This window comes from Pseudarthrobacter niigatensis (assembly GCF_030812615.1).
In the GTDB taxonomy this organism is placed as follows: domain Bacteria; phylum Actinomycetota; class Actinomycetes; order Actinomycetales; family Micrococcaceae; genus Arthrobacter; species Arthrobacter niigatensis.
In genome coordinates this window covers 379454-404372 of the sequence record NZ_JAUSTB010000003.1, presented here as the reverse complement: position 1 = coordinate 404372, position 24919 = coordinate 379454, and the positions used below count along the sequence as shown (strand labels likewise).

General features: G+C 66.2%; 27 protein-coding genes. 13 read left to right on the top strand and 14 right to left on the bottom strand.

The window, feature by feature from the left end; all coding sequences use genetic code 11:
- Nucleotides 1–130: 130 nt before the first annotated feature.
- Nucleotides 131–886, bottom strand: a complete 756-nt coding sequence (locus J2T23_RS07115) for an IclR family transcriptional regulator (RefSeq protein ID WP_141159335.1) — start codon at nucleotides 884–886, stop codon at nucleotides 131–133.
- A gap of 221 nt (nucleotides 887–1107) precedes the next feature.
- Between J2T23_RS07115 and J2T23_RS07110 the strand changes: the two genes are divergently transcribed.
- The 4 genes from J2T23_RS07110 to J2T23_RS07095 are packed head-to-tail and all read left to right on the top strand — an operon-like array spanning nucleotide 1108 to nucleotide 6292.
- Complete coding sequence (locus J2T23_RS07110) at nucleotides 1108–2553, top strand: NAD-dependent malic enzyme (RefSeq protein WP_141182477.1); 1446 nt, start codon at nucleotides 1108–1110, stop codon at nucleotides 2551–2553.
- 34 nt (nucleotides 2554–2587) lie between these two features.
- Complete coding sequence (gene aceB / locus J2T23_RS07105) at nucleotides 2588–4186, top strand: malate synthase A (protein WP_141159333.1); 1599 nt, start codon at nucleotides 2588–2590, stop codon at nucleotides 4184–4186.
- A 1-nt stretch (nucleotide 4187) separates the two neighbouring features.
- Nucleotides 4188–5462: a DUF6986 family protein gene (locus J2T23_RS07100; RefSeq protein ID WP_307358420.1), complete on the top strand. Its 1275-nt coding sequence runs from the start codon at nucleotides 4188–4190 to the stop codon at nucleotides 5460–5462.
- Between the two features lie 17 nt (nucleotides 5463–5479).
- Nucleotides 5480–6292, top strand: coding sequence for a bifunctional allantoicase/(S)-ureidoglycine aminohydrolase (locus J2T23_RS07095; RefSeq protein WP_141159331.1), 813 nt, complete (start codon nucleotides 5480–5482; stop codon nucleotides 6290–6292).
- A gap of 68 nt (nucleotides 6293–6360) precedes the next feature.
- Here the strand turns inward: J2T23_RS07095 and J2T23_RS07090 are convergent, their stop codons facing one another.
- Entirely contained in the window at nucleotides 6361–7542 is a 1182-nt protein-coding gene (locus J2T23_RS07090) for a zinc-dependent alcohol dehydrogenase (protein WP_307358416.1), read from the bottom strand.
- 184 nt (nucleotides 7543–7726) lie between these two features.
- On the opposite strand from J2T23_RS07090, the gene J2T23_RS07085 reads away from it, so the two are divergent.
- The gene (locus J2T23_RS07085; protein WP_141159329.1) at nucleotides 7727–7975 is read left to right on the top strand and encodes a hypothetical protein; all 249 of its coding nucleotides are present in this window, start codon (nucleotides 7727–7729) and stop codon (nucleotides 7973–7975) included.
- 9 nt (nucleotides 7976–7984) lie between these two features.
- Here J2T23_RS07085 and J2T23_RS07080 read toward each other — a convergent pair whose 3' ends face one another.
- From J2T23_RS07080 to J2T23_RS07070, 3 genes are all read right to left on the bottom strand, one after another.
- Nucleotides 7985–8698 (bottom strand): HAD family hydrolase, encoded by a 714-nt coding sequence (locus tag J2T23_RS07080; protein WP_307358414.1) that lies wholly within the window; start codon nucleotides 8696–8698, stop codon nucleotides 7985–7987.
- Nucleotides 8698–8988 (bottom strand): ribosomal protein L7/L12, encoded by a 291-nt coding sequence (locus J2T23_RS07075; RefSeq protein ID WP_141159327.1) that lies wholly within the window; start codon nucleotides 8986–8988, stop codon nucleotides 8698–8700. The genes J2T23_RS07080 and J2T23_RS07075 overlap by 1 nt, the downstream gene beginning before the upstream one ends.
- 113 nt (nucleotides 8989–9101) lie before the next feature.
- Nucleotides 9102–10910 (bottom strand): glycoside hydrolase family 15 protein, encoded by a 1809-nt coding sequence (locus tag J2T23_RS07070; RefSeq protein ID WP_307358412.1) that lies wholly within the window; start codon nucleotides 10908–10910, stop codon nucleotides 9102–9104.
- Between the two features lie 63 nt (nucleotides 10911–10973).
- Here J2T23_RS07070 and J2T23_RS07065 point away from each other — a divergent pair, with 63 nt between their 5' ends.
- Together J2T23_RS07065 and J2T23_RS07060 are read left to right on the top strand one after the other, a co-directional pair.
- On the top strand, nucleotides 10974–11705 hold the full coding sequence (locus J2T23_RS07065) for a DUF72 domain-containing protein (protein WP_141159325.1): 732 nt from the start codon (nucleotides 10974–10976) through the stop codon (nucleotides 11703–11705).
- A gap of 32 nt (nucleotides 11706–11737) precedes the next feature.
- Nucleotides 11738–12850: an App1 family protein phosphatidate phosphatase gene (locus tag J2T23_RS07060; RefSeq protein WP_141159324.1), complete on the top strand. Its 1113-nt coding sequence runs from the start codon at nucleotides 11738–11740 to the stop codon at nucleotides 12848–12850.
- A 4-nt stretch (nucleotides 12851–12854) separates the two neighbouring features.
- Here J2T23_RS07060 and J2T23_RS07055 read toward each other — a convergent pair whose 3' ends face one another.
- The 4 genes from J2T23_RS07055 to J2T23_RS07040 form a co-directional block, all read right to left on the bottom strand.
- A complete protein-coding gene (locus tag J2T23_RS07055) occupies nucleotides 12855–14399 on the bottom strand; it encodes a glycoside hydrolase family 1 protein (protein ID WP_307358408.1) in 1545 nt (514 codons plus the stop codon).
- 97 nt (nucleotides 14400–14496) lie between these two features.
- On the bottom strand, nucleotides 14497–14874 hold the full coding sequence (locus J2T23_RS07050; RefSeq protein WP_141159322.1) for a hypothetical protein: 378 nt from the start codon (nucleotides 14872–14874) through the stop codon (nucleotides 14497–14499).
- Between the two features lie 90 nt (nucleotides 14875–14964).
- Nucleotides 14965–15339 carry a J domain-containing protein gene (locus J2T23_RS07045; RefSeq protein WP_141182481.1) on the bottom strand — a complete coding sequence of 125 codons (375 nt, stop codon included), beginning with the start codon at nucleotides 15337–15339 and terminating at the stop codon, nucleotides 14965–14967.
- A gap of 59 nt (nucleotides 15340–15398) precedes the next feature.
- A complete protein-coding gene (locus tag J2T23_RS07040) occupies nucleotides 15399–15824 on the bottom strand; it encodes an Hsp20/alpha crystallin family protein (RefSeq protein ID WP_141161466.1) in 426 nt (141 codons plus the stop codon).
- Nucleotides 15825–15970: 146 nt separating this feature from the next.
- On the opposite strand from J2T23_RS07040, the gene J2T23_RS07035 reads away from it, so the two are divergent.
- A complete protein-coding gene (locus tag J2T23_RS07035; RefSeq protein ID WP_141182482.1) occupies nucleotides 15971–16288 on the top strand; it encodes a MerR family transcriptional regulator in 318 nt (105 codons plus the stop codon).
- A gap of 19 nt (nucleotides 16289–16307) precedes the next feature.
- Here J2T23_RS07035 and J2T23_RS07030 read toward each other — a convergent pair whose 3' ends face one another.
- From J2T23_RS07030 to J2T23_RS07020, 3 genes are all read right to left on the bottom strand, one after another.
- Complete coding sequence (locus J2T23_RS07030; RefSeq protein ID WP_141159319.1) at nucleotides 16308–17105, bottom strand: phosphatase PAP2 family protein; 798 nt, start codon at nucleotides 17103–17105, stop codon at nucleotides 16308–16310.
- 255 nt (nucleotides 17106–17360) lie between these two features.
- On the bottom strand, nucleotides 17361–18239 hold the full coding sequence (locus J2T23_RS07025; protein ID WP_307358402.1) for an NAD-dependent epimerase/dehydratase family protein: 879 nt from the start codon (nucleotides 18237–18239) through the stop codon (nucleotides 17361–17363).
- A 45-nt stretch (nucleotides 18240–18284) separates the two neighbouring features.
- A complete protein-coding gene (locus J2T23_RS07020) occupies nucleotides 18285–18878 on the bottom strand; it encodes an adenylate kinase (RefSeq protein WP_307358401.1) in 594 nt (197 codons plus the stop codon).
- 290 nt (nucleotides 18879–19168) lie between these two features.
- On the opposite strand from J2T23_RS07020, the gene J2T23_RS07015 reads away from it, so the two are divergent.
- From J2T23_RS07015 to J2T23_RS07000, 4 genes are all read left to right on the top strand, one after another.
- Nucleotides 19169–19912: a GAF and ANTAR domain-containing protein gene (locus J2T23_RS07015; protein WP_141159316.1), complete on the top strand. Its 744-nt coding sequence runs from the start codon at nucleotides 19169–19171 to the stop codon at nucleotides 19910–19912.
- 68 nt (nucleotides 19913–19980) lie between these two features.
- On the top strand, nucleotides 19981–20391 hold the full coding sequence (locus J2T23_RS07010; RefSeq protein ID WP_307358399.1) for a response regulator transcription factor: 411 nt from the start codon (nucleotides 19981–19983) through the stop codon (nucleotides 20389–20391).
- A 153-nt stretch (nucleotides 20392–20544) separates the two neighbouring features.
- A complete protein-coding gene (locus J2T23_RS07005; RefSeq protein WP_307358397.1) occupies nucleotides 20545–20922 on the top strand; it encodes an ArsR/SmtB family transcription factor in 378 nt (125 codons plus the stop codon).
- Nucleotides 20919–21965, top strand: coding sequence for a cation diffusion facilitator family transporter (locus J2T23_RS07000; protein WP_307358395.1), 1047 nt, complete (start codon nucleotides 20919–20921; stop codon nucleotides 21963–21965). Before J2T23_RS07005 ends, J2T23_RS07000 begins: the two co-directional genes overlap by 4 nt.
- A 61-nt stretch (nucleotides 21966–22026) precedes the next feature.
- Here the strand turns inward: J2T23_RS07000 and J2T23_RS06995 are convergent, their stop codons facing one another.
- Together J2T23_RS06995 and J2T23_RS06990 are read right to left on the bottom strand one after the other, a co-directional pair.
- On the bottom strand, nucleotides 22027–23196 hold the full coding sequence (locus J2T23_RS06995) for a fatty acid desaturase family protein (RefSeq protein WP_141159312.1): 1170 nt from the start codon (nucleotides 23194–23196) through the stop codon (nucleotides 22027–22029).
- A 13-nt stretch (nucleotides 23197–23209) separates the two neighbouring features.
- Nucleotides 23210–24307, bottom strand: a complete 1098-nt coding sequence (locus J2T23_RS06990) for a ferredoxin reductase (protein ID WP_141159311.1) — start codon at nucleotides 24305–24307, stop codon at nucleotides 23210–23212.
- A gap of 203 nt (nucleotides 24308–24510) precedes the next feature.
- On the opposite strand from J2T23_RS06990, the gene J2T23_RS06985 reads away from it, so the two are divergent.
- Nucleotides 24511–24870 carry a YnfA family protein gene (locus tag J2T23_RS06985; protein ID WP_141182487.1) on the top strand — a complete coding sequence of 120 codons (360 nt, stop codon included), beginning with the start codon at nucleotides 24511–24513 and terminating at the stop codon, nucleotides 24868–24870.
- Nucleotides 24871–24919 lie beyond the last annotated feature (49 nt).

Sequence of the window (24919 nt, the reverse complement as noted above, 5' to 3'; positions counted from 1 at the left end):
CCAACCCATACCCAAACCCTACCGAACACCCAGCCCCACCACTCCGCACTCCCGTTCGCTCGGGGTGCGCCCCCCCCACAACCCGCCAACGGGCGGGGCCGCCGTCGTGGTTGTCAGTGAAGAGGGAGCCTCAGGTGCGGTTCAACTCGCGGGAAATGGCCTCGGCCGCTTCCCGGAGGATCGGCACGGCCTTGTCGGCGAAGTTCCCGTCCACCCGGGACACCGGCCCGGAAACGGAAATCGCGGTAGGCGTCGGAGCGTTGGGGACCGCCATGGCGAAGCAGCGGACGCCGAGTTCCTGCTCTTCCTCGTCGATGGAGTACCCCCGCTCACGGATGAGCTTGAGGTCGGCCAGGAGTTCCTCCACGTCGCCGATGCTCTTCGCAGTGGGGGTGGGCATCCCGGCGCGCGCAACGATGCCCCGCACGGTGTCGTCGTCGAGCTGGGCCAGGATGGCCTTGCCCACGCCGGTGGCGTGGGTGTGGGCGCGCCGTCCCACCTCCGTGAACATGCGCATGGAGTGCAGCGAGGGCACCTGGGCCACGTAGATCACCATGTCCGAGTCCAGGACAGCCATGTTGGAGGTCTCCCCCAGCCGGTCAACCAGGATCTTAAGCTGGGGCTGCGCCAGGGCACCGAGCTGCTTGTTGGCACCTTCCCCCAAGCGGATCAGGCGGGGGCCCAGGGCGTAGCGCCGGTTGGGCAGCTGGCGGATGTAGCCGAGCGACACCAACGTACGGAGCAGGCGGTGGATGGTGGGCAGCGGGAGGTCCGTGGAGGACGAGAGCTCGCTGAGCGTCACGTCACCGCCGGCATCGGTGATGAGCTCCAGCAGTTCGAAGACACGCTCCACCGACTGCACCCCACCAGAGGCTTTCTCTGCCATTCCGTTGTCTCCTGTGGCTCGGAATCCGACAACTCTTATCCGCATCGTGAAAAGAATTGCTTAGAACCCCAACATACATCACGGGCCTTACTGCCGCGCGACCAAGCGGGGCAGTCGTATTCGGAGGGCTTGTATTTCCATAAAGTAGATAATAATATCCATAATACGAAAACACCCGGATGAGAGCAGAAGCCGGACAAGGCCTAACAGGAGGACATTCAATGGCGAACCCCAGCCCCGGAAATTCGATCACCCTGCGCGTGGAAGCACCCTCGAGCTTCAGCGCCACCAGCGAGCTCGCCGCGGCCGTCGGAGCCGCCGGCGCCGCCATCACCGCCCTTGATGTCACCGAGTCCCACCACGAAACCCTGGTGGTCGACGTCACCTGCAACACCACCGACGACGCCCACGCAGCACGGGTCAAGGACGCCCTCAACGCGCTCGACGGCGTCACGGTCCAGCACGTCTCGGACCGCACCTTCCTGATGCACCTCGGCGGCAAGCTCGAGGTGGTCCCAAAGGTCCCCCTGCGCAACCGCGACGATCTCTCCCGCGCCTACACCCCCGGCGTCGCCCGGGTGTGCCTGGCAATCGCGGAGGACCCCGCCGCCGCCCGCAACCTGACCGTCAAGCGCAACACCGTCGCCGTCGTCACCGACGGCTCCGCAGTTCTGGGACTGGGCAACATCGGCCCCGCCGCCGCCCTCCCGGTCATGGAAGGCAAGGCCGCCCTGTTCAAGCAGTTCGCCAACGTGGACGCGTGGCCGGTCTGCCTGGACACCCAGGACACCGAGGAAATCATCCGCACCGTCAAGCTCCTGGCCCCCGTGTTCGGCGGCGTGAACCTCGAGGACATCGCCGCCCCCCGCTGCTTCGAGATCGAGGCCCGCCTGCGCGAGGAACTGGACATCCCGGTCTTCCACGACGACCAGCACGGCACGGCCATCGTGACCCTCGCTGCCCTGGTCAACGCTCTTCGCGTCGTGGACAAGAAGATCGCGGACGTGAGGATCGTGGTGTCCGGGGTCGGCGCCGCCGGCTCTGCCATCATCCAGCTGCTCAAGGCCCAGGGCGCCCGGCACATTGTGGCCGCGGGCCGCTCCGGCGCCATCCACAAGGGTGAGGCGTACAACGATCCGCACCGCACCTGGATCGCGGAAAACACCAACCAGGAAGGGTTCGCCGGCACCCTGCACCAGGCCTTGGTGGGTGCTGATGTCTTCATCGGCGTCTCCGCCCCGAACATCCTGGAGGAGGAACACATCGCCTCCATGGCAAAGGACGCCATCGTCTTCGCCATGGCCAACCCCACCCCCGAGGTGGACCCCGCCGTCGCATCCCGGCACGCCGCCGTCGTGGCCACCGGCCGCAGCGACTTCCCCAACCAGATCAACAACGTCCTGGCCTTCCCCGGCCTGTTCCGCGGACTCCTCGACGTAGGGGCAAGCGACATCACCCCGGAAATGCTCGTGGCCGCCGCGGAAGCAATCGCCAACCGGGTGAATGATAATGAGCTCAATGCCAGCTACATCATCCCCAGCATCTTCGACCCGCACGTGACCGCCAACGTCGCGGCAGCCGTCGCAGCCGCGGCCCACGCCTCAAACGTGGCAACGGCTGCCGGACCGGCCGATTCCGCCGCGGAGCCAGCACTGGCCTCCGCCTGACCGCCCGACTTCCAGCCTAAGGAAAGGACCAGAAATGGCCATCACCGTCACAGATCCCCGGCCGATCGACCGCGCAGAGGAGATCCTCACCCCCAAGGCACTGGCCTTCGTGGAGGAACTCCACAACCGGTTCGCCGGCACCCGCAACGAGCTCCTGGCAGCCCGTGCCGTCAAGCGGCAGCGGGTGGCGGAAACGGGCAAGCTCGACTTCCTGCCGGAGACGCAGGACGTGCGCGACGGCGACTGGAAGGTTGCGCCGGCACCGGCAGCTTTGCAGGACCGCCGGGTGGAAATGACCGGCCCCGCCTCGCCGGCCAAGATGGCCATCAACGCCCTGAACTCCGGCGCCAAGGTGTGGCTGGCGGACCTCGAGGACGCCAGCACGCCCACCTGGGCCAATGTCATCGATGCCATCCTCAACCTCCGCGACGCCGCCCAGGGCACGCTCAGCTACACCTCGGAGGAAGGCAAGGAGTACCGGCTCCGCACCGACGCGCCGCTCGCCGTCGTGGTGGCCAGGCCCCGCGGCTGGCACATGCAGGAGAAGCACCTGCTGGTGAACGGTGAACCCGCGGTGGGTGCGCTGGTGGACTTTGGCCTGCACTTCTTCCACATCGCCAAGCAGCTGGTCCTCAACGGGCAGGGGCCGTACTACTACCTGCCCAAGATGGAGAGCCACCTCGAAGCGCGGCTCTGGAACAACGTGTTCGTGTTCGCGCAGGACTTCCTCGGCCTGAACCAGGGCACCATCCGCGCCACGGTGCTGATCGAGACCATCCCGGCCGCCTTCGAGATGGACGAGATCCTGTACGAACTGCGGGACCACGCCTCCGGCCTGAACGCCGGCCGCTGGGACTACCTGTTCAGCATCATCAAGTACTTCCGCGATGCCGGTGAGGAGTTCGTCCTGCCGGACCGCGCCTCCGTGGCGATGACCGCCCCCTTCATGCGCGCCTACACCGAACTCCTGGTCAAGACCTGCCACCGGCGCGGCGCCTTTGCCATGGGCGGCATGGCCGCGGTCATCCCCAACCGCCGCCACCCCGAGGTCACCGAAGCGGCGTTTGAAAAGGTCCGCGCGGACAAGACCCGCGAGGCCAACGACGGCTTCGACGGTTCCTGGGTTGCCCACCCGGACCTGGTCCCCACCTGCCGCGAAGTCTTCGACTCCGTCCTGGGTGACAAGCCCAACCAGGTGGACAAGCAGCGCCCCGAGGTTTCAGTTACCGCGGAGCAGCTGCTGGACGTCCAGTCCGCCGGGGGCCAGGTCACCGAGGCCGGCCTGCGCCTGAACCTCTACGTAGCCGTCGCCTACACGGCGGTGTGGCTGTCCGGTAACGGCGCCGTGGCCATCCACAACCTGATGGAGGATGCTGCCACCGCGGAGATCTCCCGTTCCCAGGTATGGCAGCAGATCCGCAACAAGTCCATCCTCGCGGACACGGGCAACACCGTCACCCGGGAACTGGTGGAACGGATCCTTGGCGAGGAAACGGAACGGCTCCGCACCGAATTCGGCGACGAAGCCTTCCGCCGCTATTACCAGCCGGCCAGCGAGCTCATCGCTGACATCTGCCTCTCGGACGATTACACCGACTTCCTCACCACGCCTGCCTACGAACTGGTGGGTTGAGATGGCAGCACCCAAATCCTCCCTTTCAGCCGCGGACCTCGCGCACATTGACGGGCAGCTTGCTGCCACCGACCGGCTGCTGGAACAGAACTACCCGGGCGACGACGGCTCCCGCCAGCCCGTGCACACGGTGTACGTCCCCGCGGACCGGTTCACGCCGTCGCTCGCGGCCGACTGGGGCGCCCAGGCGATCGCGACGGCGGAAGCCCACGGCGGCCTGGAAACACTGGGCCGGCTCTTGGGCCAGGACGCCGGGCTCGCCGAAGCCGTGGCGGGCCGGGTCCAGGCAAAACTCCGTACGGAACCGATCGAGGACCTGCGCCTCGACTTCGAGGACGGCTTCGGGGACAGGGGCGACGACGCCGAGGACGCCACCGCGGTTGCCGCGGCGTCCGCGGTGGCCCAGGCCGCCGCTGCCGGCTCCGCTCCCCCGTTCATCGGCATCCGCTTCAAGTGCTTCGAGGCTCCCACCCGGGCCCGCGGCCTGCGGACCCTCGACCTGTTCGTCTCCGGCCTGGCCGCGGCCGGCGAATTGCCGGAGGGCCTGGTCCTGACCCTCCCCAAGGTCACCACCGTGGCGCAGGTTCAGGCCATGGACTATGCGGTCTCCCGGCTCGAGGACGTCCACGGCCTTCCTGCGGGACGGCTGCGGTTCGAGGTCCAGGTGGAGACGCCGCAGCTGATCCTCGGCCCGGAAGGAACCTCTCCGGTAGCGCAACTGCCGCATGCCGTGCCCGGGCGGATCAGCGGGCTGCACTACGGCACCTACGACTACTCGGCTTCGCTGCAGATCTCCGCGGAGTGCCAGTCCATGGAGCATCCGGTGGCGGACTTCGCCAAGGAGGTTATGCAGCTGGCCGTGGCAGGCACCGGCATCCGGCTTTCCGACGGCTCCACCAACATCATCCCGGTGGGCGACAACGTGGAAAACGCCTGGCAGCTGCATGGGCGCCTGGTCCGAAGGTCGCTGGAACGCGGCTACTACCAGGGCTGGGACCTGCACCCGGCCCAGCTGCCCAGCCGGTTCGCCGCCACCTATGCGTTCTACCGCGAAGGCCTGCCAGCTGCCGCTGCCCGCCTGCGCAACTACGTGGAGCGGACCGAAGGCGGCGTCATGGACGAACCCGCCACCGCCCGGGCCCTGGCCGCATTCGTCCTGCGCGGCGTCCAGTGCGGGGCAGTCGGCGCCGAGGAAGTCCAGGCGCTTGCCGGCGTCGGACTTCCCCAACTCACCGCCCTGGCCCACCCGCGGCTCGCCACCACCTCCAATTCCTAGCCAAAGGATCCCTTTCAATGGGCAAGTACTACTCCCCCACCGGCGGACTCCCGCCGCAGACCCACCTGACCACGGAGCGCGCCATCGTCACCGAGGCGTACACGGTGATCCCGAAAGGTGTGATGACGGACATCGTCACGTCCAACCTGCCGGGCTTTTCAAACACCCGGTCCTGGATCATCGCCCGCCCCATCTCCGGCTTCGCCACCACCTTCTCCCAGCTGATCGTGGAAATCGGCCCGGGCGGAGGAGCCCCGAAGGCCGAATTCGAGGCCGGCGTCGAAGGCGTCATCTTCGTCACCCGCGGCAAGGTCAACCTCACCCTCGACGGTGAACTGCACCCGCTGGAGGAAGGCGGCTACGCCTACCTCGCTGCGGGTTCGGAATGGGGCCTGGAAAACGTCTCTGACGACGTGGTGTCCTTCCACTGGATCCGCAAGGCCTACGAGCGGCTGGAGGGGTACGAGGCCAAGTCCTTCGTCACGAACGAGAAGGACATCGAGCCCACGTCCATGCCGGACACCAACGACGTGTGGAAGACCACCCGGTTCACGGACTCGAACGACCTCGCCCACGACATGCAGGTGAACATTGTCACGTTCCAGCCCGGCGGCGTCATCCCGTTCCCGGAAACCCACGTCATGGAGCACGGCCTGTACGTCCTGGAAGGCAAGGCCATGTACCTGCTGAACAACGACTGGGTGGAGGTGGAGGCCGGTGACTTCATGTGGCTGCGGGCCTTCTGCCCGCAGGCCTGCTACGCCGGCGGCCCCGGTGAGTTCCGCTACCTGCTCTACAAGGACATGAACCGCCAGGTGAAGCTCACCTAGGCGCTTTCCGCCTACAACAGCACAGAGGCCGTTATGGGAATCCATAACGGCCTCTGTTGTGCTATTGGTCAGGCGGCGGGGTTCAGGACCACCTTGATGCAGCCGTCTTCCTTCTTCTGGAACTTCTCGTACAGGGCGGGCGCACCGTCGAGGTTGGACCGGTGGGTGACCAGGTCCATGACGCCCAGCGGATCGGCGTCGTCCTCCACGAGGGGAAGGATGTCATCGGTCCAGCGCCGCACGTTGCACTGCCCCATGCGCACCTGGAGCTGCTTGTCGAACATCGTGAGCAGCGGCATCGGGCTGGCCGTACCGCCGTACACCCCGCTCAAGGACAAGGTGCCGCCGCGTCGCACCGCGTCAACGGAAGCGTGCAGCGCTGCCAGCCGGTCCACGCCGCCGGTCTCCATCGCCTTCTGGGCCAGCTTGTCCGGCAGGAGGCCCAGCGCCTGGTGGGCGAACCCTGCCACCGGGGAACCATGGGCTTCCATGCCGACGGCGTCAACCACCGCGTCGGGGCCGCGCCCACCGGTCATCTCCCGGAGTTCGTCCCCGATGGCCTTGCTGTAATCCAGCGTTTCCACGCCGTGCCGCGCCGCCATCTCCCGCCGTTCAGCAACCGGGTCGATGCCAATCACCCGGAAACCGCGGTGGACGCCGATGCGGCCCGCGAACTGGCCTACCGGCCCCAGGCCGAACACTGCAAGAGTGCCTCCCGCCGGGACGTCCGCGTACTCCACGGCCTGCCAGGCGGTGGGGAGGATGTCGGAAAGGAACAGGTAGCGCTCGTCCGGAAGCTCGCTGCCCACCTTCACCGGTCCGTAGTCGGCGTGCGGCACCCGCAGGTACTCTGCCTGGCCACCCGGGACGGACCCGTACAGCTCGGAGTAGCCGAAGAGCGCTGCGCCGGACCCCTTTTCCCTGACCTGCGTGGTTTCACACTGGGACTGCAGGCCCTGCGTGCACATGTAGCAGGAGCCGCAGGCGATGTTGAACGGAACCACCACGCGGTCGCCCTTTCGCAGGTTGGTGACGCCGCTGCCCACTTCCTCCACGATGCCCATGGGTTCATGGCCAATGACATCGCCCTTGTGCATGTAGGGGCCCAGGACCTCATAGAGGTGCAGGTCGGAGCCGCAGATTGCGGTGGAGGTGATCCGAACGATCGCGTCCGTAGGTTCCTGGATGAAGGGATCGGGCACTTCTTCCACGCTTACCGATCGTTTTCCTTGCCACGTCAGCGCTTTCACAGTCTCCCTTTCGCTTCTGCTGTGCCCGTGGGGGTCTCCCTGGGGCCGGGCAGGGCACCTGCCGGCACCCTTTCTTCGACGCTATCTGTTTTGACGGAAAAAAGTAAGCATGCTGATTAAAAGGTTGTGGCCCCCACCCAGTGCCCATAGCGTAGGAGAGTCGGGAAGAAAGAAAGGGAACGCCATGTCGCTCTACCAGCCGGAACCGGTCGAGATCTCCACCCGCATGCGTCCGGGCGAATGGACGGAAGAAAGCCTCGCGGAACTGGTCAGCACTTACCGGATGCGCATCGAGGAGATGGGGGCACCTGCCGCCGAGGTCGCCACCGATATCGAGCGGAACGACGACGGCTCGGTCCAGGTCATCGTGTCCTGGACAAAGCCGGCCATCGCCGGCGAGGAGGGGTCCGTGCCGGGCGGACAGCCACTGTAGCCCGGAGATCTAGGAGCGCGGCTCCAGCGGGAGCAGCCGCCCGATGGCACTGGTACCCAGGTTCTGCAGCAGGTGGCGCGGCCCGTCATAGACCTCGACGGCGCCCGCCTCCCGAAGTTCCGCCGCATGGATTCCCCCGCAGGTGAGCCCAATGGCAGGGATTCCCAGGGCACCCGCTGCCTTCATGTCCCAAACGGCGTCGCCTACGTAAACGGCGTCCGCAGCGTCCACTCCCACAGCCTTCAGGGCCGCCTCCAGGATATCCGGCGCAGGCTTGCTCTCCTCCGCGTCATTGGCGCTGGTGGCGGCGTCGATGAAGGCGTCGGCGTCCAGTACGGAGCGCATGACTTCCAGGTCCCGCTGCCGCGCAGAGGAGGCCAGCGCCACGGCAACGCCGCCGGTATGGCACCGGCCCAACAGGTCCTTGGCCCCGTCCAGGGCGCGCAGCGTTGGCCAGTGCGAGGCGTAGAGTGCGCCGTGGCTGGCCATGATGTCTTCGTCTTCCTCCCGGTCGCGGCCGGACGGCAGGAGTTGATCCACCAAACGGGCGCCACCCATGCCCACGAGCCGATGGATGGCCGCCATGGGGACGTCGTGGCCGTACTGGCGGAACGCACCCCACCAGGCGACGGTGTGGATGTACGACGAGTCGATCAGCGTCCCGTCGACGTCAAACAGGACCCCCCGGCGGGAGCCGCCAGGGGGTGTGGTGGATTCGGCCATCAGCCCACCGCCGCCCGTCGGGCGCCGGGAGCCTTTTTCAGTTTGGCCGCTTCTTCCTTGGGTGAACTGACGGGCCGCACGCGTTCACGGATGACGGACCCGGCGCCGTCCAGGCTCTTGTCCCGGATCAGGCCCGTACCGGCAATTTCCCGGGCCATGGCAACGCCTGCCACCGCGGCCCGCTTGGTGGGGAAGGTAACCGAGATGGCCATCAGGTTCCCGCTTCCGTCCATCATCCTGATCCGGTAACCACCGTCAGGGGCATCCACGAGTTCAAAAAATCCGGCCATAACTATCACTCCTCCGTCAATCACGGCACTGTGCTTGGGAGCACTCCATGAGGTGTTAGTAAGTATACTTATCTATCCTGCGAAGGAGAAGTTCCAGCCCCGTCCGCGCCGCCTCAGCGCGTATCCGCATTGTCGTGCGGAAAGGGAGTGTCACTGCGGCGAACCGTATCCTGATGGAGCTCCAGGGCGCTAGTCACAAGCGCAAAGTGGCTGAAGGCCTGTGGCGTATTGCCCAGCTGCCGCCCGGCTTTTACGGCCCATTCCTCGCTCAGCAGCCCCACGTCGTTGCGCAGTTCCAGCAGCCGCTCGAAAAGTTCGCGCGATTCCTCGTGGCGCCCCGCCCCCAGCAGCGCCTCCACCAGCCAGAACGAGCAGGCCAGGAAGACCCCTTCATCCCCCGGCAGGCCGTCGTCGCTCTCTTCCGGCTTGTAGCGCAGCACAAATCCGTCCTGGGTCAATTCCCGTTGGATCGCTTCGATGGTGCCCACTACCCGGGGGTCGTCGGGAGGAAGGAATCCCACGCGGGGAATCAGCAGCAGGCTGGCATCCAGTTCCGGGCGGCCATAGGACTGCACGAACGTGTTTCGCTGGGCATCGAACCCATTGGCCATGATATCGGCGTGGATCTGGTCCCGAAGGGCCTCCCAGCGTTCCACCGGGCCCGGCAGCCCCGATTCACGCACGCCCTTCACCATGCGGTCGGCGGCAACCCACGCCATGACTTTGGAGTGGGTGAAATGCCGGCGTGGTCCCCGCATCTCCCAGAGTCCGTTGTCCGGCTGGTCCCAGATGGTTTCCAGGTGCTCCATCAGGGCGATCTGCACATCCCATGCTTCGTCCGTGTGCTTCAGCAGCGAGTTCCGGGTCAGGGCCAGGCAGTCAAGGACCTCGCCCCAGACATCCAGCTGGAACTGCTCCGCCGCGGCATTTCCGATCCGAACCGGGGTGGAGTTCTCGTAGCCCTTCAGCCACGGCAGTTCCATCTCCGGCAACCGCCGCTCGCCGTGGATCCCGTACATGATCTGCAGGTCGGCGGGGTCGCCTGCGACCGCCCGGAGCAGCCAGTCCCGCCAGGCGGCAGCCTCCGCGGTGTAGCCGGCGGCCAGCAGGGCCTGCAGGGTCATGGCGGCATCCCGCAGCCAGCAGTATCGGTAGTCCCAGTTCCGCTGGCCCCCGGGCTGCTCGGGGAGGGACGTGGTGACGGCCGCGACGATGCCCCCTGTGGGTGCGTAGGTCAGTGCCTTGAGCGTCACCAGGGAGCGGACCACCGCGTCCTGGTATTTCCCCTTGACGGTGCACTGCGAGGACCAGCCCCGCCAGAATTCGAAAGTGCTGTCCAGGACGTGCTCGGCCTCAACGCTGACCGGACGTCCCACGTGGCTTGGCGCCCAAGTCAGCACGAACGGTACCTTCTCGCCGGCACTCACCGTAAAGTCGCTGACCGTGCGCATATTTTCGCCATGCAGCGGCGCCGGCGTCACCAGGTAGACGGCATCCGGGCCGGCGATGGCATGCAGCCCCCGCTTGTCCTTCCGCACCCATGGCACGATATGGCCGTAGTCGAACCGCATGACCAGCTCTCCGTGCATCTTGACGGTGCCGCTGACGCCCTCCACGATGCGGACGATGTCGGCAACGGAATCCCTGGGCGGCATGAAGTCGGTGACCCGGACCGTTCCGTCAGGCGTCTCCCACTCGGTGTCCAGCACCAGGCTGCCGTCCCGGTAGCTGCGGCGCGTGCAGGTTCCCCCTCCCTCAGGCGCCAGCAGCCAGCGTCCCGCGTCAGGGGTGTCCAGCAGCGCATTGAAGCAGGCAGGGGAATCGAACCGCGGGAGGCAGAGCCAGTCGATCGAGCCTTCCTTGCTGACCAGGGCCCCGGTGTGAAGGTCGCCAACCACCGCATAATCTTCAATTCGCGCCATGACAACACCCTGCCACACAGAGCTCCGAACGGAAGGGGAATATCCAGGTGTAGCGTGAGGCAAATGGCGATCCATATCGGCACCTCCGGCTGGAGCTATGACCACTGGGAGAACGTCCTGTACCCGCCCGGACTGCCCGTCCGGGACAGGCTCCAAAGCTACGTCTCCAGGTTCAACACGGTTGAGTTGAACGCCAGCTTCTACCGGTGGCCCCGGGACACCACCTTTGCCGGCTGGAACCGGCGGCTGCCGCCCGGTTTCACCATGTCCGTCAAGGCGCCCCGCGGCCTGACCCACGCACGCAAGCTCTATTCACCGGAGGTCTGGATTGAGCGCATTGCCCGGTGCTGGCATGAGCTGGGGGACAAGCGGGCGGTGCTCCTGGTCCAACTGCCCCCGCAACTGGAGCGCGACGACGCACGGCTGGACTATTTCCTTGCCGCGCTTCCGTCCTGGATCAGGGTGGCCGTGGAGTTCCGGCACGCCAGCTGGGACTCGCCCGAGGTGTACGCCTTGCTGGAGCGGCACCAGGCGGCTTACTGCGTCATGAGCGGCGCCAACCTTCCATGCATCCTGCGGACCACCGCGCCTTTCGCTTACGTCCGGCTGCATGGGCCGGACCACGAGCACCTGTACGGGGGTTCCTATTCGGATGCGGACATGCACTGGTGGGCGGACCGCATCCGCGAGTGGGACAGTGCGGGCATCGACGTTTTCGCGTACTTCAACAACGACGGCGGCGGGAACGCTGTACGGAACGCCTGGACCCTGCGCGGGATCCTGGGCGCAGGCTGAAGGCTGCCGCCGCCCTGTGGCAGAGTTAGGGCATGGACACGGCTCCGCAGAACCCAGCCCGGGACAACGCCCACGCGCCACGGCAGGACAAGATAGGCCAGTACGCGTTGTCCGGAAGCCGCTTCTTCCGTTTGGCGCACTGGGTGTCCGACTCGGTCAACGATGTCCGGATCACGCTGGCCAAGCGGTGGAAGTTCGTGCCGCAGACCATCGCCTACCAGGGCTACGGTTCCACCACGCGGGTCAGGGTGCTGGGGCGCGTGCTGCTGACCCACAAACCGCTGCCGGGGAGCAAAGCCGAGCACGAGGCTAAAAACGGAAACCAGAACATCCGCGGCTGGCGCGCCTTCACCGGGGTGCCGCTGCAGTTTACCGACGTCGAGATCACCATCGGGGACGTCGTCACCCACGTCACGGCGGACCGGGGCGGACTGGTCGACACCGAGGTGGATGTACAACTGTCCCCCGGCTGGCACACCGCAATCCTGCGCGCGGAGGGGACCGACCCGGCGGAGGCTTTGATCCAGGTGATCGCACCCGGTGTGGAATTCGGCATCGTGTCCGACATCGACGACACCGTCATGGTGACCGCCCTGCCCCGTCCCTTCCTGGCGCTGTGGAACACCTTCGTGCTCAGCGAACGGGCACGCATGGCCACGCCCGGCATGGCCGTGCTGCTGGACCGCCTGACACTTGAACATCCCGACGCCCCGGTCATCTACCTCTCCACCGGCCCCTGGAACGCAGCCCCCACGCTGGGACGCTTCCTGACCCGCAACATGTACCCCAAGGGCACGCTGCTGCTGACGGACTGGGGCCTTACCCAGGACCGCTGGTTCCGCAGCGGCCAGGACCACAAGCACCGCAACCTGGAGCGGCTCGCCCAGGAGTTCCCGGACATGCGGTGGCTCCTGATCGGCGACAACGGCCAGCATGACGAAGCCATCTACTCGGCTTTCGCCGCCGAAAACCCGGAAAAGGTCGCGGCAATCGCGATCAGGCAGCTGTCCGTCAGTGAATCGGTATTCGCCGGCGGCCACTCCGAGGACGGGGACCACACTACTTCCCGCGTGCCGTGGATCTACTCCCCCGACGGCGCCGGCATCGCCAAGCAGCTGGCCTTGCTGGACCTGCTGCGCGGCTGACTACTCAGGGGTTGGCCAACAGGTCATCGGCGCCGGGGAGGTCGTCGCTGGGCAGCATGTCCGGAACCACCGCCTGGGCGATTGCGGCCTCGGCAGCGGCTGCCAGGTCGCGTTCTTCGATGAGTTCCTGGAACCAGAAGTAGGAGGCCTTGGGCGTGCGCTCCAGTGTTTCGAAGTCAACGTGCAGCAGCCCGAACGGCTGCTTGTAGCCGGCGGACCATTCGAAGTTGTCCAGGAACGACCACACATAGTAGCCGCGCAGGTCCACGGACTCGGCGACCCCACCGGGGGCGGTGGCCCGCAACGCCGTTTCAAGGTGGTCGGAAATGTACTTCAGCCGGCGTTCATCCGGGATGAACCGGGTGTTGGTGGACTTGTCCCGGACAATGATGTCCTCGAAACTGGCACCGCCTTCGGTGATGATCACCGGCGGCAGGTTGGGGTACCGGTCCGCCATCTCCTTCAGGGCCACCGCCATGTACTCCGGTTTGACCGGCCAGCCGTACGCCGTGATGTCCGCCTCCGGCCACGTCTCCACGTGGAACGGTGTTGCCCCGCTGCCTGTTGCGCTGAGGTCGCTGCCCATGGCTTCCGCCATGCTTGACGGCACGGTGCCGCCGCCGGGTCCAGCCGCCACCTTGGTAGGCATGTAGTAGTTGAGCCCGTAGAAGTCCAGGGGCTGGGAGATGATCTCCATGTCTTCGTCCGGGTGCTCGAAGGAACTGAAGAACTTGGCCGCACGGATCAGGTCCGGGTATTTGCCTGTCAGGACCGGGTCCGCGTACAGCCGGTTCTGGCCAAGGTCCATGACCCCGGCGCTGATCTTGTCCAGCGGATTGATCGAGTTCGGCACCATGGGTGAGTACACATTGGTCATCCCGATCTCGCCCGGCACCTTCGCTGCGCGCAGCGCCTGCACGGCGAGCCCATGGCCCAGCAGCTGGTGGTGGACGGTGGGAAACGCGCCCAGGGCCAGTTCCTTGCCGGGCGAGTGCAGGCCGAAGGCGTAGCCGTTCGCGCTGACCGTTGCCGGTTCGTTGATGGTGACCCAGCGGGCCACCCTGTCCCCGAACGCCTCGGCCAACAGGGCGGCATATTCGCCCAGCCGGTAGGCCGTATCGCGGTTCATCCAGCCGCCCGCTTCGTCCAGCTCCAGGGGCGTGTCCCAGTGGTAGATGGTGGCCATGGGCGAGATCCCGTTGGCCAGGAGCTCGTCCAGGAGCCGGTCGTAGAAGGCCAACCCCGCGCGGTTGGCCGGGCCGGTTCCGCCGGGCTGGATGCGCGGCCAGGAGAAGGAGAACCGGTAGGAGTCCACGCCAAGCTGCTTCAGCAGGGCCACGTCCTGCGGCATCCGGTGGTAGTGGTCAGTGGCCACCACCGGGCTGTGGTCCTCCACGATGGCACCCGGTTTGGCGGCGAACCTGTCCCAGCCGGAAGGTCCACGGCCGTCTTCGTCCAGGGCTCCCTCGATCTGGAATGCAGCGGTTGCGACGCCAAGCGTGAACCCCGGGGGGATGAGCGCTGCGAGGTCCTTGGCGGTGATGTGCATGGGGGTCCAGCCTTTTGGTCACGGAAGTTTGGTACGTCCCAGAATGTCACAGCGCAGGACCGCTGACGAGCAGCAACTCCGCGCCGGGCACCGGCGCCTACTGTGACCCGAAGAGGAACTCCTTGGCGTGCGCCACCGCCTTGCGGAAGGCGTCATTGCGCAGGGTCACCAGGTGCTCGGAGTCGCCGTCGGTCGGTTCAAGATACCCGGTATAGCCGGGCCGCAGGACCCAGATGTCTCCCGCCGGCGGCAGGTAGAACACGCCAAAGGACCGCTGCTGACTCTCGTCGGCCGTCCAGACCGGGACCACCGCCAGGGCAGCTCCCGTGGCCGGATTGATCCATTGCGCCCGCGGCAGCGGCTGTTCGTGCGCCTCGGGATCCAGGAAGGGTGCGGTTCCCGGGCCCCAGCGCTGTTCAAAGCGCTCATGGAATGCGGGAATGAGGTGTGAATCGTAGCGCCGCCAGTCGCTCATACAGCTTTGCGCCTCCTTGGATGATGGGGACTGCTTTTGATTGGTTCCCCGGTTCAGGGCCGGGGCCGAGTTCAGGCGCACTGCCCGGCGTCAGGCCCACGGCCCGCTTTCCCACCGCACCGGGGTGATGCGGATGACAGGTCCGGGCCCGCGGCCGGGACTGCGGACTTTTCGGACCGGAACCACGGTGGGTGCCCCCGCAGCCAATCGCCTGTCGTAGTCCGCACGGCGCCCGGGATCACTGAGCACGTAAAACGCCTGCATGATTCCCAGGAGTTCGTCACGCTGCGCCGGGGCGCCGTCCGTTACCGGGTTTCCCGGTGGCCGTTCGTGCACGTCCTTGCGCCCGCCGCCCATGTCGGGATGGTGGCTGCGCATGAGGACCCGGTACGCGTGGGAGATCTCCTGCCGGGTGGCTTCCCGGCCTACGCCCAGGACGGCGTAGTAGTCGGGGACATCCGTCATCCCAGCCTCCTGTTCCACCGGCGCCCCTGCCGGGATGGGCAGGGGCCCGCGGGAAGAACCTACGTATTGATCTCCTGCATCCCGCCCTGCTGGGTCTGGATCTCGATCTTGCGCGGCTTGGCCTGTTCGGCAACCGGAATCCGCAGGGTGAGGACACCTTGGTCGTAGCTGGCCTTGATCTTCTCGGTATCCAGGGTGTCACCCAGGATCAACTGGCGGCTGAATACGCCGCGGGGACGTTCCGAGGCCACGAGCTCCACATTGGGCTGCGTGGGGTCCTGCCGCTCGGCCCGCACGGTCAGGACGTTCCGTTCAACGTTCAGGTCAAGCGAGTCCACCTTCACGCCGGGAAGGTCGAACGCCACGACGAATTCGCCGTCCTCCTGCCAGGCGTCCATGGGCATCGCGGCCGGACGCGCGGCGGTTCCGAAGACCTGCTGCGTGAGCCGGTCCAGCTCACGGAACGGGTCGGTACGCATCAACATCATTTCCCACTCCTTCAGCTTCCAAGGTGATGGATCTGCGTCTTCTGTCCATTGCCACCTAATCTATGGCAGTGAATATAGATTTTTTATAGCACTCGTGGAAAACTGAAGCAAGGCACCGGCCGGAACGAATTTTGGGAGTACAGATGGCAGATCCTGGGGCGGGGCGGCCCGCGCGTCCACCCGGTTCGCGGGCCCTTTACGCCATTTCGGTGGCCGCGGAGCTCACGGGCACCGGGCAGCAGAACATCAGGCTTTACGAGACACGGGGGCTGTTGACGCCCTCCAGGACGGCCGGCGGTACCCGGCAGTACAGCGACGACGATATCGCCGTCCTGCAGCGGATCGGGGAACTCCTTGAGGAGGGGCTTAACCTGGCAGGCATTGCCAAGGTCCTGGAACTGGAGGCAGCGAATGTGGAACTGCACCGGGCCCTGAAGCGGGCAAGGTCCCGGCCGCAGTGACGCGGCTCCGCGGGCGGTCTTAGTCCAGGCCGGATTCTTCCTTGGAGAGCTCCCCCGTTACCGGTTCGCCCGGAATCCTTGCCGTCCGCCAGGTATCCAGGGCGATGACTCCGCCCAGGATGAGCAGCGACAGCGAGAAGGATGCCAGGGTGTCGGTGGGCCAGTGGTAGCCCAGGTAGAGCCGGCTGACGATGGCAAGGATGATCCCGATCCCGGCCCCGATGAATCCGAACACCGCTGCCCGGGGGTTCCGGCGCCGGGAGAAGATCAGGTAGGCGCCCACCAGCAGGAAATCGCAGGCCCCCAGGACGTGCCCGGACGGGTAGGAGAAGGTCTGGTCCGCGCCGAACAGCATTTGGTCCACCGGCGGCCGCGAGCGCTGGACGATGTGCAGGATGATCTGGGAGACGATCACCCCTGCCAGCATCGCGGACGCCAGCAGGATGGGGCGCCAGGCATGCTTGGCTGCGAATCCCCAGATAAGGATCACCACCAGCACGATGATGGGCAGCGCGATGGGGCCGAAGAATATGGCCAGGAAGATCATGAAGGCGGTAAGTGCGGCTGAGCGGGTTGTGAGCAGCCAGTCATGCACCGGGTGGTCCGCGACGGTGAGGCCGTCCGCCTGCAGCACGCTGACCAGTGTGGCAATGAAGAGCGCCAGCCCCACGACGGCCAGGATGACCGATGCCCGGTAAAGTCGGCGCCGGTCGGCGGCATCGACGTAGCGTTCCTCCACGACGAACTTTTCATGGAAGGCGTGCCACCTGCCGGACTTAGCCCCCGCGGCTGCGGAACCTGCTGATTTCTGTGCCAATGTGCTGCCCGTCCCTGCGCCCTGGTGAGTGCACGCCGGATGGGCGTGCTGTGTGAATGCCTAGCCTGAAGATTATCCCCATGTAAGGCCGTTCGCTCCATCACCGGGCCGGAAGGACGGCCGGCGGCCACGGCGGCGGCCAGTAGGAGCCGGCAGTGGACCGGACAGGAGCCGGAAGCTCACGGCTTCCGGCTCCTTGGACGATCCCGTGCCAACCCCTGGCTGGCCTTCGGACCGTTTGCTGCGTACCTGGTCCTAGGCCTGGTCCTCCCCGGCGCCCGGGCCGCCTGCTGCGTGGTTCCGCCAGCTGTGCTCGGGCTCGTAGCCCAGCAGCCGGCGCGCCTTGTCGATGGAAAGCATCGTTTCGTGCTCGCCCAGTTCCTTGGTGACCTTGACGCCGGGAAACACCTCGGCGGCGAGGCCGGCGCTGGAACGGCTCATCACGGTGTCGGCATTGGCGATGATGAAGGCCTCGAACCCCGGCTTGGCGTTCTCCAGCGCCCGGGCTACGGCCTGGGCGCCGTCCCGGCCGTCGATGTAGCCCCACAGGTTCCACTTCCGCAGCGTCGGGTCGGCATCGAAGGAGGGGAACTTTTCGTAGTCGGCTTCATCCATGACGTTGGAGAACCGCAGGCCCGTGATGCTCAGCTCCGGGTCCCACCGCGTCATTTCCACGGCCATCCGCTCCTCGAGGGTCTTCACCAGGGAGTACGTGCTTTCCGGACGCGGCGGGTATTCCTCATCCACGGGAATGTAGGGCGGGTCGATGTCGAACGGAAGCCCCAGCACGGTCTCGCTGGAGGCGTAGACCACCTTCTTGATCCCGGCTCGCCGCGCGGCCTGGAAGACGTTGTAGGTGGACAGCATATTGTTCTCGAACGTTGCTGCGTCCGGAAGGATGCCCGGGGCGGGAATGGCACCCAGGTGCACCACGGCGTCGAACCCCTCATGCCGGTCGTCCACCCCCAGCAGGGCGTCAACAACATGCCCGTAGTTGCGCAGGTCCACCACCAGGAGTTCGGGGCTGCGTTCACCTGCCCGGTCCAGGGTGAGGACCTGGTGGCCGTCGTCGGTGAGCCGGCGCACCACGTGCCGTCCCAGTTTTCCGGTTCCGCCTGTAACGGCAATTCTCATCAGTGTTTCCTTCTGTTGGAGTGCGTTCACCGTGCGGTGTTTCGGTCAGGACGGAGGGCGCGGGGCTGCAAGGAACTGTTCGACGGCGGCAATTGCCGCTGCGGTAATCCCGCCCGGATCGCCGCTGCCGTTGACGGACACCAGGATGCCCCGCCCCGCGTACACCGAGACTACTTCATGGGTCTGCCGGCGGTAGAGATCCAGCCTGCGCCGAAAAACGTCGATCGTGTCATCGGTGCGGCCCTGCTCCAGGGCACGCCGCTGCATCCGCTCCTCCAGTTCAGCGTCCGGCGCCGTCAGTTCGATGACAGCGTCCAGCACGTGGCCGTGGTCCGCGAGCATGCTATCCAGTTCCAATGCCTGCGGGGCGGTGCGTGGATAGCCGTCCAGCAGGAATCCTTTCCTCGCATCGCTTTCCAGGAGCCGGTCCTTCACCAGCGCGTTGGTGAGGTGGTCCGGGACGAAATGGCCGTCATCGAGGTACCGGGCGGCCTGGTTCCCCAAGTGCGTCTTCCGCCTGACGTTGCTCCTGAAGATGTCCCCGGTGGACACGGCCGGGACCTGGAAATGCCGCGCCAGGTGCTCGGCCTGCGTTCCCTTGCCGGAGCCCGGTGGGCCGATGATAAGGAGCCTGCTCATGTTCCTGTCCTTCCGCAGCGGGAGCACGGTCTATGGTCCAGTCGGAGGCAGCACCGGATCCCGCTTCATTGTGCCGGTTGGCCCCTGTCCGGCGCCAGCAACCGGTGTTACGGCTGGCGCGGGAATGGGATTCGCCCCACCGGGGAATGTATATACTCTGGTTATCGGTTTAGCAGCAGGCCGTTGGAAAGTTCGTCGATCCAGCGACCATCACCGGCTCCCCGCCCAACTGTGGGGCCGCCTATGTGTTGCAGGCTCGTTTTGACCTGAACGAATGGCACCAAGAAACCGTGGCCGGCGAGTCAACAGCAAAAACCGATACATCCATCACCGAACACCTGCATGAACTGGTCCTCAACAGCTCCGACGTTGAGGACTTCCTCAACGAACTGGCACAGGTGTCCGCACGTAACCTTTCCGAGCCCGGCGACGAGATGCTGTGCGCCATTACCCTGCTCCGGCAGCGGAAGACAGCGACGATAGCCAGCAGCAGCCCCGAGGCAAAGTCCATCGGACGGCTCGAGCACAGGTTCGCCGAGACTCCGAGCCTGACCGCATTCACGGCGCAGGAGACTGTCCACGCGCCGGACCTCGACGACGACGGGCGCTGGCCAGACTACTCCCCTGCCGTCCTGGCGAAGGGGGTCCGGTCGGTTGCCGCCCTTCCCTTCCGGCTCGAAGGTGAAACCAAGGCAGCACTGCTGCTGTACTCCCGCCGAGCCCATCGCTTCGGGGGCCGGGTACTGAAGTTCGCCGAGGATTTCGTCAGCCAAACATCCCTGGCGCTCCGCCTTGCAGTGCGCTTTGCGCATTACAGCGAGACGGCGGCAAACCTCCGCGCCACCCTGGAGTCCCGCACCGTAATCGACATGGCGGTGGGCATCATCATGGCCCAGAACCGGTGCAGCCAGGAGGACGCTTTCGCCATCCTGAAGACCGCGTCGAGCACCCGCAACACCAAGCTCCACGATGTGGCCGCGGCCGTGGTGAACGCCCTGGGCCAAGGGCCTGCGCGCACCCATTACGACGGCTAGGCCCCGCGGCCTGCTGCATCCCCGCCCGCCCAGTAGAATGGTGCCAACTTTTCGCCGGGGGGCTCAATTTGGAACAGCAGCGTGTTTGCCTTGTCGTAGAAGATGACGACGATATCCGGGGCCTGATCTCCGTGGTCCTTGCCCATGCGGGCTTCAAGGTCACCGCCGTGGCCACAGGCGCGGAGGGCATCGCCGCAGCGGCCGATCCCGCCATCGCCCTGGTCACCCTGGACCTTGGCCTTCCGGATATGGACGGGCACGTGGTGGCGCAAGCCATCGGAAACCTCACCACCGCGCCCCTGCTGTTCCTCACCGCCCGCTCCGAGGAGGACGACGTCCTCGCCGGCATGGCGTCCGGGGCCGCCGGCTACCTCACCAAACCCTTCCATCCGAAGGAACTGAAGGAGCTCGCCGCGCAGCTGTGCCCGGCGGCGGCCGCCTCAGGGGAGCCGCACCTACCCGGCAAATCGCACTGCTGAGCCCGCCGGCCGCGCGGCAGAACGCCTCGGCGGCGGGACGGCGACCGACGGCGGCGCGTTGCCGCCGTCGGACGCGCGCCCTTCCTACTGCCGGCCGCCCAGGGGGCCGAGGATCCGTGTGCACCACGGCCGAAGATATGACACTATATGCGCATGAATGCAGATAAGAATGCTTGCGCCCTGGGCACCGACAGCCAGTACGTGGAGCTGGCCGTGGAGGTGTTCGCCATGCTGGCGGATGCCACCAGGGTGCGCATAGTCCTTGCGCTCCGCGAGGGGGAGATGGCGGTGGGCGCCCTTGCGGACGTTGTGGGCAAATCTCCCGCCGCCGTATCCCAGCACCTGGCAAAAATGAGGCTGGCACGAATGGTGTCTACCCGCCAGGACGGAACCCGGGTGATGTACCGGCTGGAGAACGAACACGCCCGGCAGCTGGTGGCCGACGCGATTTTCCAGGCCGAGCATGCCCTCGGCGGGGAACCGGCCCACCACCGGGTCGCCAACCACACCGCGCAACGGAGTGCCTCATGAGCCGGCCGCACCAGGAGTCAACACACACCCACGGGCACGGGCATGACCACGACCATGACCACCATCACGACCACGACCACGACCACCACCATCACGACCACCATCACCATTCCGGGTTCAAGGGCTGGCTGTTCGAACTGTTCGTGCCGCACACGCACGACGCCGCAGATTCCATTGACGACGCGATGGAAGCCAGCACCGAGGGCATCCGTGCGCTGAAGATCAGCATGTTCGTGCTGCTGGCCACCACCGTGCTGCAGTTCCTGGTGGTCCTGTTCAGCAGCTCGGTGGCCTTGCTGGCGGACACCATCCACAACTTCTCCGATGCCCTGACCGCGGTGCCCCTGTGGGTTGCCTTCATCCTCGGGCGCAGGGCCGCCAACCGCCGGTACACCTACGGCTACGGCCGGGCAGAGGACCTGGCCGGCCTGTTCATCGTGGCTGTGGTGGCGCTCTCCGCCGTCGTGGCCGGTTGGCAGTCGGTGGACCGGCTGATCCATCCCCAGCCGCTCCAGAACCTGGGCTGGGTCATGGCCGCGGGCCTTATAGGGTTTGCAGGAAACGAGGCCGTAGCCATTTACCGCATCCGGGTCGGCCGCAGGATCGGTTCCGCAGCGCTGGTGGCCGACGGCGTGCACGCCCGGACCGACGGTTTCACCTCGTTGGCTGTGGTGATCGGCGCCGTCGGCGTCATGCTCGGCTTTCCGCTGGCGGACCCCATCGTTGGCTTGGTCATTTCAGCAGCCATCATGGTGCTGCTCTGGGGCACCGTCCGGAGCATCGGCCGGCGGCTCATGGATGGCATCGAACCAGACCTGGTTTCGCGCGCACAGCTGGCACTGGAGGAGACGCCGGGCGTCCTCGCGGTAGGAAACCTGCAGCTGCGGTGGTCCGGCCACCGCCTCCAGGGTTCGGCACGGATCGAACTCGCTGACACGGAGTTGTCGCAGGCCGAAGAGATCCTTGACCGCGCCGGCCACCGGCTCCGGCACGCACTGCCCAAGCTTGACCATATGCTCCTGGCTCCCGCCACCCGGCGGTAGCAGGCACAAAACGCAGAAGTGGCCCTGCCAGACGGCGGGCCACTTCTGCGTCAATGGGAATCTAGGCCCGGGCAGGCTTTCCAGGCAGCGCCAGTTTGAAGACCTTGGCCCAGGACGAGCCCACCTGCTTCAGCAGCGGACCGGTGGTGTACTTCAGGCCGTAGCGCTGGCAGATCTCACGGACCCTCGGCGCCACCTCCGCGTACCGGTTGGAGGGCAGGTCCGGGAAGAGGTGGTGCTCAATCTGGTGCGAGAGGTTGCCCGTCATAAGGTGCATGAATTTCGAGCCTGAGATGTTGGCTGAGCCAATCATCTGCCGGACATACCAGTCACCGCGGGTTTCGCCGTCCACCATCTCTTCGGTGAAGGTGTCGGTTCCTTCCGGGAAGTGGCCGCAGAAGATGACCGCGTGGGCCCAGACATTGCGGATGGCGTTGGCAGTGATCGTGCCGAACAGCGCCTGCTTGGCGGATCCGGTCAGCATGGCGACGGCAGGAGTGGCCGCGTAGTCCTTGGTGAACTGGGTTACGACCTTCTTGCCCAGCGCCTTGAGGTCCTTGAGCAGGGCTTCCTTGGACTTGGTGCCTTCCTTGTACTCGGTCAGCTCGAGGTCGTAGATGGCGATGCCCCACTCGAAAACCGGCGCCAGGATGGCGTTGAACAACGGGTTGGCCAGGTTGATGGGCTTCCACGGCTGGTTCTCGTCCATGCGCAGGAGGTTGTATCCGACGTCGTTGTCCTTGCCCACCACGTTGGTCCACCGGTGGTGCAGGTCGTTGTGGGTGTGCTGCCAGGACCGCGAGGGGGTGACGAAGTCCCATTCCCAGGTGGTGGAGTGGATGTCCGGGTCCCGCATCCAGTCCCACTGGCCGTGCAGGATGTTGTGGCCCAGCTCCATGTTTTCCAGGATCTTGGCCAGGCTGAGCAGGGTGGTCCCCGCGACCCAGGCGGCTTTGTTCTTGCTGACCAGGAGGGCGGCGCGGCCGGAAATCTCCAGTCCACGCTGGATCTTGATCATCCGGCGGATGTAGGCGGCGTCCTCCGCCCCGCGCTTGCCCAGGATCTCGTCCCGGATGGCGTCGAGCTCACGGCCCAGCTCCGCTACCTGCTCATCGCTGAGGTGTGCGGCTGCGGGGGGCCGGACGGCGGGGCTGCCGGATTCGGCAAGCTTCCCGGGCCGGGTTCTCGAGCTTCCCGCGGGGGTGACCTTGCTTGGTGTGATTACAGACATTCCGTGGTGCTCCTCAGATTTCGAGGTTGACGGGTCCGGCGGCTGCCGAGACACACGTTTGGATGAGTTGGCCTGGTTCCCCGTGGATTTCCCCGGTCCGCAGGTCGCGGACCTGCCCCGCCAGGAGCGGTGTGAGGCAGCTGTGGCAGATGCCCATCCGGCAGCCACTGGGCATCAGCACCCCGGCGTCCTCGCCGATGTCCAGGATGGGGGTGTCGCCGTCGGCTTCCACCTCCCGGTCGGATGCTTCGAAGGTGACCAGGCCGCCGTCGTGCCCTACGCCGGCGTTGAAGGTGGTGTTGAAGCGTTCGATCATGAGGTTGCCGGCGTCTCCGGCAACGGCGACGTCGGTTCCGGGTGCCCTGGTGGTCAGGGCGGCGCGCTTCCAGAGGGCCTCGGCGTCGTCCAGGAAGCTGTCCGGGCCGCAGGCGTAGGCCGCCCGTTCCTTCCAGTCGGGGCAGATCTCGTCCAACTCTTTGGTGCTGGAGAAGTCCATGCGGCCCTGTTCACCGGTGTACCAGTGCGCCAGGCGGAAGTTGGGGAACTGGTCCGCGAGCTCGGCCAGCTCTTCACGGAACAGGCTGTCACCCGGGGTGCGTGCGGAGTGGACCAGCACGACGTCGGCATCCGGACGCCGCGGCACAAGGGTACGGATCATGGACATCACCGGAGTGATGCCACTGCCGGCGGTGACCATGAGAAGGGGGCGGGGGTGCTCCGGAAGGACGAAGTCGCCCTGCGGCGGAGCCAGAAACAGGACATCGCCGGGCTTGGTGGTGCGCACCAGCGTGCCGGACACTGCGCCGACGTCGGTGACGGTGATGGCAGGATCCTTGCCTGCGGGAGCGCTAAGGGAGTAGGAACGCCAGTGCCGCACGCCGTCGAGCTCGACGCCGATGCGGGCCCACTGCCCCGCCAGGTGCGCCTTCCACCCGCGGCCGGGGCGGAAAAAGATGGTTGCCGACTGCGCGGTTTCCTGCACCACGCGGGTGACCACGCCCCGAAGCTGGCGAGCCGAGTAGACAGGGTTGAACAGGGCCAGAATGTCTTCCGGCGCCAAGGGGGTGGTAAGCACTGAGGCCGCCTGGGCCAGCTGACGTAGCCGGATCATACGGTTAAGCCTAGAGCGGTGTGAGCCATATTTCTCTCTCTCCGTCATATGACCGTTCCGCAGTCACACGCTAGTTATCGGCGCGAAGCCCCCACGTCGCCCTCTAAGAGTAACGGTTAGGTATCAAGGAAGGTTCCCGCCGTCCATTCGGCTCCCTCCCAGGGCCCCCGCCGGGCCGCATTCCCGGCTGGCATGATGGCTTCGTGGGTATCCCTGGCGAGTCTGTCAATGTTTTCAAGACCATCGTGCTGTTCGTGCTGGCCGCCGCCGCGGAAATAGGTGGGGCCTGGCTGGTGTGGCAGGCCGTGCGCGAAGGCAGGGACTGGTGGTGGGCCGGGCTTGGCGTGATCGCGCTGGGAGCTTACGGTTTCGTGGCCACGCTCCAGCCAGATGCCCATTTCGGCCGGATCCTTGCGGCCTACGGCGGCGTGTTCGTGGCCGGTTCCCTGGCCTGGGGCATGGCCTTTGACGGCTTCCGCCCGGACCGGTGGGACATCACCGGGTCCCTGGTGTGCCTCCTGGGGGTTGCCGTGATCATGTTTGCTCCCCGCAGCGGCGGATAGCAGGAGCGCGTGGGCAGCGGCGGTGGCTAAGATCTACCCACGACGAAAG

Bases quoted from the DNA above. Each gene is read 5' to 3' on its own strand.
- J2T23_RS07115 (WP_141159335.1), bottom strand. From the start codon at position 886: ATGGCAGAGAAAGCCTCTGGTGGGGTGCAGTCGGTGGAGCGTGTCTTC.
- J2T23_RS07110 (WP_141182477.1), top strand. From the start codon at position 1,108: ATGGCGAACCCCAGCCCCGGAAATTCGATCACCCTGCGCGTGGAAGCA.
- aceB (WP_141159333.1), top strand. From the start codon at position 2,588: ATGGCCATCACCGTCACAGATCCCCGGCCGATCGACCGCGCAGAGGAG.
- J2T23_RS07100 (WP_307358420.1), top strand. From the start codon at position 4,188: ATGGCAGCACCCAAATCCTCCCTTTCAGCCGCGGACCTCGCGCACATT.
- J2T23_RS07095 (WP_141159331.1), top strand. From the start codon at position 5,480: ATGGGCAAGTACTACTCCCCCACCGGCGGACTCCCGCCGCAGACCCAC.
- J2T23_RS07085 (WP_141159329.1), top strand. From the start codon at position 7,727: ATGTCGCTCTACCAGCCGGAACCGGTCGAGATCTCCACCCGCATGCGT.
- J2T23_RS07080 (WP_307358414.1), bottom strand. From the start codon at position 8,698: ATGGCCGAATCCACCACACCCCCTGGCGGCTCCCGCCGGGGGGTCCTG.
- J2T23_RS07075 (WP_141159327.1), bottom strand. From the start codon at position 8,988: ATGGCCGGATTTTTTGAACTCGTGGATGCCCCTGACGGTGGTTACCGG.
- J2T23_RS07070 (WP_307358412.1), bottom strand. From the start codon at position 10,910: ATGGCGCGAATTGAAGATTATGCGGTGGTTGGCGACCTTCACACCGGG.
- J2T23_RS07065 (WP_141159325.1), top strand. From the start codon at position 10,974: ATGGCGATCCATATCGGCACCTCCGGCTGGAGCTATGACCACTGGGAG.
- J2T23_RS07060 (WP_141159324.1), top strand. From the start codon at position 11,738: ATGGACACGGCTCCGCAGAACCCAGCCCGGGACAACGCCCACGCGCCA.
- J2T23_RS07055 (WP_307358408.1), bottom strand. From the start codon at position 14,399: ATGCACATCACCGCCAAGGACCTCGCAGCGCTCATCCCCCCGGGGTTC.
- J2T23_RS07050 (WP_141159322.1), bottom strand. From the start codon at position 14,874: ATGAGCGACTGGCGGCGCTACGATTCACACCTCATTCCCGCATTCCAT.
- J2T23_RS07045 (WP_141182481.1), bottom strand. From the start codon at position 15,339: ATGACGGATGTCCCCGACTACTACGCCGTCCTGGGCGTAGGCCGGGAA.
- J2T23_RS07040 (WP_141161466.1), bottom strand. From the start codon at position 15,824: ATGTTGATGCGTACCGACCCGTTCCGTGAGCTGGACCGGCTCACGCAG.
- J2T23_RS07035 (WP_141182482.1), top strand. From the start codon at position 15,971: ATGGCAGATCCTGGGGCGGGGCGGCCCGCGCGTCCACCCGGTTCGCGG.
- J2T23_RS07025 (WP_307358402.1), bottom strand. From the start codon at position 18,239: ATGAGAATTGCCGTTACAGGCGGAACCGGAAAACTGGGACGGCACGTG.
- J2T23_RS07020 (WP_307358401.1), bottom strand. From the start codon at position 18,878: ATGAGCAGGCTCCTTATCATCGGCCCACCGGGCTCCGGCAAGGGAACG.
- J2T23_RS07005 (WP_307358397.1), top strand. From the start codon at position 20,545: ATGAATGCAGATAAGAATGCTTGCGCCCTGGGCACCGACAGCCAGTAC.
- J2T23_RS07000 (WP_307358395.1), top strand. From the start codon at position 20,919: ATGAGCCGGCCGCACCAGGAGTCAACACACACCCACGGGCACGGGCAT.
- J2T23_RS06995 (WP_141159312.1), bottom strand. From the start codon at position 23,196: ATGTCTGTAATCACACCAAGCAAGGTCACCCCCGCGGGAAGCTCGAGA.
- J2T23_RS06990 (WP_141159311.1), bottom strand. From the start codon at position 24,307: ATGATCCGGCTACGTCAGCTGGCCCAGGCGGCCTCAGTGCTTACCACC.